General features: G+C 70.3%; 10 protein-coding genes. 7 read left to right on the top strand and 3 right to left on the bottom strand.

Going from position 1 to position 8,916, the window contains the following annotated elements:
- Both HPA02_RS18610 and HPA02_RS11575 read right to left on the bottom strand, forming a co-directional pair.
- The coding region (locus tag HPA02_RS18610; protein ID WP_371832428.1) for a flagellar motor protein MotB at positions 1 to 170 on the bottom strand (170 nt) is incomplete at its 3' end.
- Entirely contained in the window at positions 160 to 1,029 is an 870-nt protein-coding gene (locus tag HPA02_RS11575) for a motility protein A (protein ID WP_146803358.1), read from the bottom strand. The genes HPA02_RS18610 and HPA02_RS11575, both read right to left, overlap by 11 nt.
- A gap of 112 nt (positions 1,030 to 1,141) precedes the next feature.
- Between HPA02_RS11575 and HPA02_RS11570 the strand changes: the two genes are divergently transcribed.
- Positions 1,142 to 1,498: a flagellar protein FlaG gene (locus HPA02_RS11570; protein WP_146803357.1), complete on the top strand. Its 357-nt coding sequence runs from the start codon at positions 1,142 to 1,144 to the stop codon at positions 1,496 to 1,498.
- Between the two features lie 31 nt (positions 1,499 to 1,529).
- Here HPA02_RS11570 and fliE read toward each other — a convergent pair whose 3' ends face one another.
- On the bottom strand, positions 1,530 to 1,847 hold the full coding sequence (gene fliE, locus HPA02_RS11565) for a flagellar hook-basal body complex protein FliE (RefSeq protein ID WP_146803356.1): 318 nt from the start codon (positions 1,845 to 1,847) through the stop codon (positions 1,530 to 1,532).
- Positions 1,848 to 2,114: 267 nt separating this feature from the next.
- Between fliE and fliF the strand changes: the two genes are divergently transcribed.
- The 6 genes from fliF to HPA02_RS11535 are packed head-to-tail and all read left to right on the top strand — an operon-like array spanning position 2,115 to position 8,865.
- Complete coding sequence (gene fliF, locus HPA02_RS11560; RefSeq protein WP_146803355.1) at positions 2,115 to 3,863, top strand: flagellar basal-body MS-ring/collar protein FliF; 1,749 nt, start codon at positions 2,115 to 2,117, stop codon at positions 3,861 to 3,863.
- A complete protein-coding gene (gene fliG / locus HPA02_RS11555; RefSeq protein ID WP_146803354.1) occupies positions 3,856 to 4,866 on the top strand; it encodes a flagellar motor switch protein FliG in 1,011 nt (336 codons plus the stop codon). Before fliF ends, fliG begins: the two co-directional genes overlap by 8 nt.
- Positions 4,859 to 5,587 carry a flagellar assembly protein FliH gene (gene fliH / locus HPA02_RS11550; RefSeq protein ID WP_146803353.1) on the top strand — a complete coding sequence of 243 codons (729 nt, stop codon included), beginning with the start codon at positions 4,859 to 4,861 and terminating at the stop codon, positions 5,585 to 5,587. The genes fliG and fliH overlap by 8 nt, the downstream gene beginning before the upstream one ends.
- A gap of 4 nt (positions 5,588 to 5,591) precedes the next feature.
- Positions 5,592 to 6,959, top strand: a complete 1,368-nt coding sequence (gene fliI / locus HPA02_RS11545; RefSeq protein ID WP_146803352.1) for a flagellar protein export ATPase FliI — start codon at positions 5,592 to 5,594, stop codon at positions 6,957 to 6,959.
- Positions 6,956 to 7,423, top strand: coding sequence for a flagellar export protein FliJ (gene fliJ / locus HPA02_RS11540; RefSeq protein ID WP_146803351.1), 468 nt, complete (start codon positions 6,956 to 6,958; stop codon positions 7,421 to 7,423). Before fliI ends, fliJ begins: the two co-directional genes overlap by 4 nt.
- A complete protein-coding gene (locus tag HPA02_RS11535; protein WP_146803350.1) occupies positions 7,423 to 8,865 on the top strand; it encodes a flagellar hook-length control protein FliK in 1,443 nt (480 codons plus the stop codon). Before fliJ ends, HPA02_RS11535 begins: the two co-directional genes overlap by 1 nt.
- Positions 8,866 to 8,916 lie beyond the last annotated feature (51 nt).

Here is an 8,916-nt window from a genome sequence, read left to right as displayed (position 1 = left end):
CTGGCCTCGGCGGGGCCGCGCCACACCGAGGCCAGCGACAGCAGCAGCGCGAACAGCGCCACCAGCAGCGTCATCATGTCGATATAGCTGAGCATCCAGCCCGCCTGCCCCTCCTCGGGCTCGAGCTCCTCGAAGAGGGCGTCGTGACGATGGCGGTCCCTAGCCGGCATGGGAAGCCTCGCGCTCGTCGCCGGTCGCGGCGGCCGCCCGCCGGCGCAGCCGCCAGCGGGACGCCGGGGCATCGCCCTCCTGCCCCCGGCCATCGCGCAGTTCGTCGTGGTGGTGGGCGATAAAGGAGTTGAGGCTCTCCTCGATCACCGAGGGCAGGCGGCGCCGCGACATCAACGAGATCCCCTCGAGGATCATGTTCATGGCGATCAGGCGCTGCTCGGTACGCCGCTCCAGCTTGACGGCGATGGGCTTCAATACCAGGTTGGCCAGCACGATGCCGTAGAAGGTGGTCAGCAGGGCCACCGCCATGCGCTCGCCGATCACCGTCAGCTCGCCGGCCTCGATCACCCCCAGCATGTTCACCAGTCCCACCAGGGTACCGATCATGCCGAAGGCCGGGGCATAGAGGGCCATGGTGCGGAAGATCTGTGCCTCGGCCCGCTCCCGGGCCTTGAGCCGGGCGATGCGCCAGCGCAGCAGATCATGGATCTCCTCGTCGGCGGTGTGGTCGATCACCAGTTGCACCCCGGTGCGCAGGAAGGGATTGGGGCAGGTCTCCAGGCGCCGCTCCACCGCCCGCACGTCGCCCTTGAACCACAGCCGCGCCAGGGCCACCAGCTCGTCGATGTCTTCGCGCTCGTGGCGATTCTCGCGATGAAACACCAGGCCGACCAGGCGCACCACCCGCACCACTTCACGCAGCGGATAGCTGATAAAGGTGGCCGCCAGGGTGCCGATGACCACGATGGCCAGGCCCGGTAGATTGAGGAAGGCGGTGGCGCTGTCGGCGCTCCACAGCACCACGCTGGCCAGCATCAGGACGCTGGCGACGATTCCGATCAGGGTGGAGGGATTCATGATTCAGGCTCTCGCTTGGCTGCCATCAGCCAGGGCTAAAGTTCCCCCGACGCCGGCCGATAGATTCGAAAAGAAAAACAAGACGTCAACCACCACTGTGAGGGATTTCACCATGAGTCACCCGATAGCGGATGTCAGTGCCCATGCCCCCGGCTCGCCGCTCAACGAGCTGAGCCCGCGCCAGCGGGTCGAGACCCTGCTGGCCCACCTGCCCACCGCCGGCGGCCAGCTCGCCGAGGCCGAGCCGCCCGCCGAGGGCGACCTGGTGGAGCCCTTGCAGCGCGTCAACGAGGTGATGCGTCAGCATGGTATCGAGTTCGAGCTCGCCGACACCGGTAACCGCACCATCACGCGCATCGTCGACCGCGACAGCGGCGAGCTGATCCGCCAGATCCCCGCCGAGGAGGTCCTGGCCATCGCCGAGCGCCTCGACGAGATGCGCGGCCGACTGATCTCCCTCGAGGCCTGAGCCTCCTAGCAGACCATCGGCCGCGGGCGACTCAGACCTGCATATTCATCACGTCGCGGTAGGCGCTGACCAGGCGGTTGCGCACCTGCAGGCCCATCTGGAAGGCCACGCTGGCCTTCTGCATATCGACCATGACGTCGTTGAGCGCCACGTCCGGGTCGCCGGACTGGAAGGCGGTGACCTGGGCATTGGCGGTCTGCTGCAGGCGATTGATACGCTGGATGGAGTGGGCCAGCTCGGCGGCGAAGCCCCCCTGGGCGGCGGCGTTGGCGTTCGGCGCGGCATTCGCGGCCTGGCTGGCCAGGCCCTGCATCTGTTGCAGGGCGGCATTGATCGCGGGTGTGGACATGGGCAAATCGGCTCCTGTGACACGCTGAGAGGAGGCTAGCAGCCCCGCCCCTCGGACCAAGCCGGCAAATGCGCCTGAAAAACCCGACTATTCCCACCTTTGGGCTGGTGAGGCACGCCGATAATGGCGGTCATCACAGTTCCGCCCGGTCACCCGGGGCGGCAAACCGCGATGAATGGATATCACCATGCCCCATGCCCCTCTGCTACTCACCATGGCCCTGACTGCCTGGTCGCCGTGCCCCCACGCTGACGCCGGGAGGCACGCATGAGCGAAGGGACCGCCGCCCGCGGCGATGCGCCCCAGGAGTCACTGCAACAGCGCCTGCTACGCCAGCTGCGCGGCAATCCCCTGCTGCCGCTGCTGTTGGCCGGCGCCGCCGTGGTGGCCATCGTCGTGGCCCTGATGCTATGGGCCCGCAGCCCCGACTATCGCGTCCTCTACAGCAACCTCAACGAGGCCGACGGCGGACGCATCATCAGCGAGCTGGATAGCCGCGGCGTGCCCTACCAGTTGAGCCAGGGCGGCCAGGCCCTGCTGGTGCCCGGCGACCAGGTCCACACCCTGCGCCTGCAGCTGGCCGAACAGGGCCTGCCCCAGGGCGGCAACGTCGGCTTCGAGCTGATGGATAGCCAGGCCTTCGGCATCAGCCAGTTCGCCGAGCAGATCAACTTCCAGCGCAGCCTGGAGGGCGAGCTGTCCCGCTCCATCGAATCCCTGGGCCCGGTCTCCCGGGCCCGGGTGCATCTGGCCCTGGCCAAGGAGTCGGTGTTCGTCCGCGAGCGCGAGCCCGCCACCGCCTCGGTGATCCTGACCCTGCACGGCGGGCGCACCCTCGGCGAAGGGCAGGTGATGGCCATCGCCCATATGGTCTCCAGCAGCGTGCCGGAGCTGGCCACCGAAGACGTCACCGTGGTGGACCATAACGGCCGCCTGCTCTCCCAGCCCGGCGGGCCGGGCCGCGACCTCGACGGCACCCAGCTCGACTATGTGCAGGAGGTGGAGCGTTCCTACCAGCGGCGTATCGAGAACATCCTGATCCCGGTGCTGGGGCGAGCCAATGTGCGTGCCCAGGTCACCGCCGAGGTGGATTTCACCCGCCGCGAGGAGACCGCCGAGCGCTACGGTCCCAACCAGGACCCGGAGCGGGCCGCCGTGCGCAGCCTGCAGCACAGCGCCGACTACCAGGGCAGCGACGACCTGGCCCGGGGCATTCCCGGCGCCCTGACCAACACCCCGCCGGGGGTGGCCCCCTCGCCGATCAATAACCCGCCCGAGGAAGGCGCGGATGAGGAGCAGGTCGACGAGGAGCAGGAACCCCAGGGCGAGGCCGCCAACGCCCGCCTGAGCCAGGACCGGGTGATCAACTACGAAGTGGATCGCAACGTCGCCCATATCCAGCACGAACGCGGCCGGGTGGAGCGCCTCTCGGTGGCGGTGGTGGTCAACTATCGCGACGGCCTCGACGAGGCGGGTGAACCGACGGCCCAGCCCCTCAGCGACGAGGAGCTCGACCAGATCCAGCGCCTGACCCGCCAGGCCATGGGCTTCTCCCCCGCCCGCGGCGATGCCCTGGAGGTGGTCAACAGCCCCTTCACCCTGGCCGAGGATTCCGCCGCGGAGCTCGCCTGGTGGCAGGACCCGGAGCTCCAGGGGCTGATCTTCGGCATCGCCCGCTATGTGCTGGTGCTGCTGGCCGCCCTGCTGCTCTACTGGCTGGTACTGCGCCCGCTGATCAAGCGCTATACCGAGGCCCCGGCGCCCATCGCCGTGCCCGCCGGCGCCTCCGGCAAGCTGCTCGCCAGCGTTGGCGACGAGGACGACGCCGGCGACGAGCCGGCCGAGGGCGAGGCCCGCGGCGAAGGCGACGAGGGTGGCCGCGAGGGACGCGAACAGAAGCGTCGCCGCAAGGCCGGCGCCTACGAGCAGAATCTCAACGATCTGCGTGAACTGGCACAGGAGGATCCGCGCCTGGTCGCCATGATCCTCAGCAGCTGGGTGAACGACGATGAGTAATGCCACGAGCACCGAGATGAGCGGCGTGCGCCGCAGCGCCATCCTGCTGCTGGCCCTGGACGAAGACAGCGCCGCCGAGGTACTGAAATATATGGGGCCCCAGGAGATCCAGGAGGTCAGCCAGGAGATGGCGCGCCTCAACCAGGTCTCGCATAACGACATGCGCCGGGTGCTGGAGCACTTCTTCCGCGACAGCGAGGAGCTCTCCGCGCTGAACATCAACTCCAGCGACTATATTCGCTCGGTGCTGACCAAGGCACTGGGCGGCGAGCGCGCCTCCAGCCTGATCGAGGATATCCTCGAGGCCCACAACACCAACTCCGGCATCGACTCCCTCAACCTGATGGAGCCCTCGATGGTGGCCGAGCTGATCCGCGAGGAGCACCCGCAGATCATCGCCACCATCCTGGTCCACCTCGAGCGCCACCAGGCCGCCGACGTGCTGGAGCTGTTCGACGACAAGCTGCGCAACGACGTGGTGCTGCGGATCGCCACCTTCAGCGGCGTGCAGCCCGCGGCCCTGCAGGAACTCACCGAGGTGCTCGGCAGCATGCTCGACGGCCAGAACCTCAAGCGCAGCAAGATGGGCGGCGTGAAGACCGCCGCCGAGATCCTCAACCTGATGAACACCAGTCAGGAAGAGGTGGCGGTGGAGACCATCCGCGCCCACAGCGAGGACCTGGCCCAGAAGATCCTCGACGAGATGTTCGTCTTCGAGAACCTGCTCGACCTGGACGACCGCTCCATCCAGTTGCTGCTCAAGGAGATCGACACCAACGTCCTGGTGGTGGCCCTCAAGGGCTCCGCCGAGGAGCTGGTGGACAAGTTCACCCGCAACATGTCCCAGCGCGCCTCCCAGTTGCTGCGCGAGGACATGGAGGCCCGCGGCCCGATCCGCCTCTCCCAGGTGGAGGCCGAACAGAAGACGATCCTGCAGGTGGTGCGCCGCCTGGCCGACAGCGGCGAGATCGTGCTGAGCGGCGGAGACGATACCTATGTCTGAGTCCCGTCGCCTCGACGCCCAGGACGACAGCTGGCGCCGCTGGCAGATGGAGGAGCTGGGCAGCGATGCCGCCGGGCCCGGCCCGGCGGAGCGCGAACGGCGCCGCCGCGAGGCCCAGCGCCAGGCCAGCCGGCGCCGCGACGAGGAACTGGCCAGGCTGCGCGAGCAGGTGCGCCAGGCGGCCCGCGAGGAAGGCTACCGAGCGGGCCTGGCCAGCGGCCAGGAAGAGGGCCATGCCCAGGGACTCGCCGAGGGACGCGCCGCCGCCGAGGCGGAGCTGCAACGCCGCCTGGAGGAGGCCCTGACCCCGTTGCAGTCGCTGGCGGCGAGCTTTCGCGAGGCCCTGGACGGTCTCGACGACCAGGTGGCCGAGGAGCTGGTGGCCCTGGCCCTGGCCACCGGCCGTCAGTTGGCCGGGGAGGCCCTGGAGGCACGCCCCGAGCAGGTCGTCGCCCTGGTGCGCGAGCTGCTGCACGTGGAGCCGCCGCTGAACGGCGGCACCCGGCTATGGCTGCATCCCGACGACCTGGCCCTGGTGACGCCGGTGCTGGGCGAGGAGCTCACCGCCCTGGGCTGGAAGCTGCAACCCGACGACGCCCTCTCCCGGGGCGGCTGCCGGGTCACCAGCGCCAGCGGCGAACTGGATGCCACCTGGGAGCGGCGCTGGGAGGCGATCACCGAACGCCTGCGTCACCGCGCCGCCGCGCCCACCGGAGACTGACGTCATGGTCGAGGCCGTTACCAACCCCCATCGGCAGCATTGGTGCCAGGCCCTGGGGCGGGTCCGGCGCCGGGTCGAGGCGCTGCCCGCCTACCGGGTCAGCGGGCGCATCACCCGCGCCACCGGCATGGTGCTGGAGGCGGTGGGCCTCAAGGTGCCCCTGGGCAGCGCCTGCCGTATCGAGCTGGCCGAGGGCTTCGCCGAGGCGGAGGTGGTGGGCTTCTCCGGCGACCAGCTGTTCCTGATGCCGCTGGAGCCGATCAGCGGCCTGACCCCCGGCGCCCGGGTGCTGCCGCTGGGCGAGGGCGCCCACAGCGCGCGGCGCTTCCCCCTGGGCGAGTCGCTGCTGGGCCGGGTGGTGGACGGCAACGGCCGGCCCCTGGACGGTGGCGAACCGCTGGCCGAGGCGCCCCATGCGCCCCTGGCCACGCCGCCCCTCAACCCGCTGTCCCGGGCGCCCATCGAGGAGCAGATCGACGTCGGCATCCGCGCCATCAACGCCCTGCTCAGCGTCGGCCGCGGCCAGCGCATGGGCCTGTTCGCCGGCTCCGGCGTCGGCAAGTCGGTGCTGCTGGGGATGATGGCCCGCTTCACCCGCGCCGATGTCATCGTGGTGGGACTGATCGGCGAGCGGGGCCGCGAGGTACAGGACTTCATCGACAATATCCTCGGCGAGGAGGGACGCCGCCGCGCTGTGGTGGTGGCGGCGCCCGCCGACACCTCGCCCCTGCAACGCCTGCAGGGGGCCGCCTACGCCACCCGCCTGGCGGAGGGCTTCCGCGATCAGGGCCGCGATGTGCTGCTGATCATGGACTCCCTGACCCGCTACGCCATGGCCCAGCGCGAGATCGCCCTGGCCATCGGCGAGCCCCCGGCCACCAAGGGCTATCCGCCCTCGGTGTTCGCCAAGCTCCCCAGCCTGGTGGAGCGGGCCGGCAATGCCGCCCGCGGCGGCGGCTCCATCACCGCCTTCTATACGGTGCTCACCGAGGGCGACGACCAGCAGGACCCCATCGCCGACTCGGCACGGGCCATCCTCGACGGCCATATCGTGCTCTCGCGCACCCTGGCGGAGGCCGGCCACTATCCGGCCATCGATATCGAGGCCTCGATCAGCCGCGCCATGACCGCCATCGTCGATCGCGATCAGCAGGCCCGGGCACAGCACTTCAAGCAGCTCTTCTCCCGTTACCGGCGCAACCAGGACCTGATCAGCGTGGGTGCCTATACTCCCGGTCACGACCCCCAACTGGATCAGGCCGTACAGCTCTACCCGCACCTGGAGCACTTCCTCCAGCAGCGCCTCGACGAGAGCGCCGCCATCGCGCCCACCCAAGAGGCCCTGACCCAGCTAATCGGAGGTACGTCATGAGTCAGCGTGGTCCCCTCGATACCCTGATCGAACTCGCCCAGGAGGGTCGCGACAGGGCCGCCCTGGGACTGGCCCAGGCGCGCCAGGGCGAGCAACAGGGCGTCGCCCAGGTGGAGACCCTGAAGCGCTACCGTCAGGAGTATGCCGAGCGCCTGCAGCGGGCCATGCAAGAGGGGATCGATCCCGCCTCCATGCACAACTACCAGCATTTCCTGCGCTCCCTGGATGATGCCATGGGTCGCGCCCAGCAGGCCCTGGAACAGCAGCGCCGCCAGGTGACGCGCAGCCAGCAGCAGTGGCAGGGCGAGCAGCGCAAGCTCTCCTCCTACGACACCCTGGCCAGCCGCCGCGCCGACCAGGCCGAGCGGGTCCGCCAGCGCCAGGAGCTGCGCCTCAATGACGAACTCAGCCAGCTCGCCCTGCGGCGCGGCCGGACACCCCACTCTCTTCAGGGAGGTCACTGATGGACATCACCGCCCTGCTGGCCATGACGGCCGGCCGCCCCGGGGCCACGCCCCGCTCCGACGCCGGCGACCCAGCCGCGGCCGTGGATTTCGCCGCCCTGCTGACGCGGACCAGCGCCCCGACGTCGAACGGCGCGCCGGCGCCGCTGGCACAGCGACCCGCTAGCGGCGAGGCCGGCCCGGACCTGGCGGCCCTAGCCCGGGCGCTCGATCTCGAGCCGGAGGCCCTGGCCAAGCTGTTGGACGATGCCATCGCCGCCCTCTCGGCGGAAGGCGAAATCCCCGAGGCGCTGGCCGGTCTCGCCACTGATACGCACAACGGCGAACTCTCCGAGGCACTGGCCGGTCTCGCCACTGATACGCAAAACGGCGAGCTTCCCGAGGCACTGGCCACGGCACTCAATAATGGCCTCGCCAACTTCGCCGAAAGCGGCGAGCTCCCCGAGGCGCTGCGCCCCCTGGCGGATGGCCTGAGCAATGGCCAGGCCCCCGAGGCACTCGCCCCGCTGCTGGCGGCCCTGGCCGAGCGCCTGGGGGCTAGCGCGCCGGCGCAGGCCACCGCCGCGCAGCCCATCGCGTCGGCGCAGGCCATGCCTCAGGATCCACGACTGGCGGAGATCGCCGCTCGCCTGGCCCTGGTGGCCACGCCCGCGACCTCCCCCGATGCGACTCGTCGGGCCGATGGGGGCCTGAGCGGCGAATGGGCGAACCTGGCGGCACGTCGTGGCGAGGGCGCCACGCATGCCGCGGCCCCGGAACGGGCCGCTTCCCTGTCGGCCCTCCAGGCCGGCGGCGAGCGCCCCTCACCGCTCGCGCCTCCCCCGGTCGCCCAAGCCCCTCTGGCCAGCGGCGAGCCGGCCCTGGACCCCGGCCTAAGCCGCACGATCGGTATCGAGGCGGGGCTCCCGGGGGCGAGCCAGGGCGGTGCCGCGTCACCCCAGGCAGGGCTTTCACAAGGGCTGTCTCAAGGCCTCCCCCAAGGCTTGACCGCCCCCGCCACCGCCAGCCTGAGTGCCCCGGTGGCGACCCAGGCCTGGGAACAGCAGCTCGGCCAGCAGCTGGTCGGCCTGGCACAGCGTGGTGGCCAGGTGGAACTGCACCTGCACCCCGCCGAACTGGGGCCGCTATCGGTGAGCCTCAAGCTCGGCGACCAGGGTGCCCAGGCGCAGTTCCTCTCCGCCCATGCCCAGGTGCGTCAGGCGGTGGAACAAGCCCTGCCGCAGCTGCGCGAGGCCCTGGCCGAGCAGGGCATCCAGTTGGCCGACACCTCGGTGGGTGAGCAGCGCGGCAAACGTCACGACGGCTTCCTCGCCCAGGGCGAGTCCGGCGCACGGGGCGACGAGTTCCAGGGAGATGAGGCCTCGGTGCTGGCCGGCGACAGCGGTCGTCAGGCGGCGAGCCTGGCCGCCAGCCTGCGCGGCGGCGTCGATCTCTTCGCCTGAGGCAAGGGCGACAAACCCCGGAGATAGGGCGCTTCCCCCGCCCTGTTCGAT

Origin of the sequence: Bisbaumannia pacifica (assembly GCF_007989625.1) — a bacterium.
Taxonomy (GTDB): Bacteria; Pseudomonadota; Gammaproteobacteria; order Pseudomonadales; family Halomonadaceae; genus Bisbaumannia; species Bisbaumannia pacifica.
The sequence above is the reverse complement of the archived record's forward strand: the minus strand, read 5'-3'. Positions and strand labels throughout refer to the sequence as shown.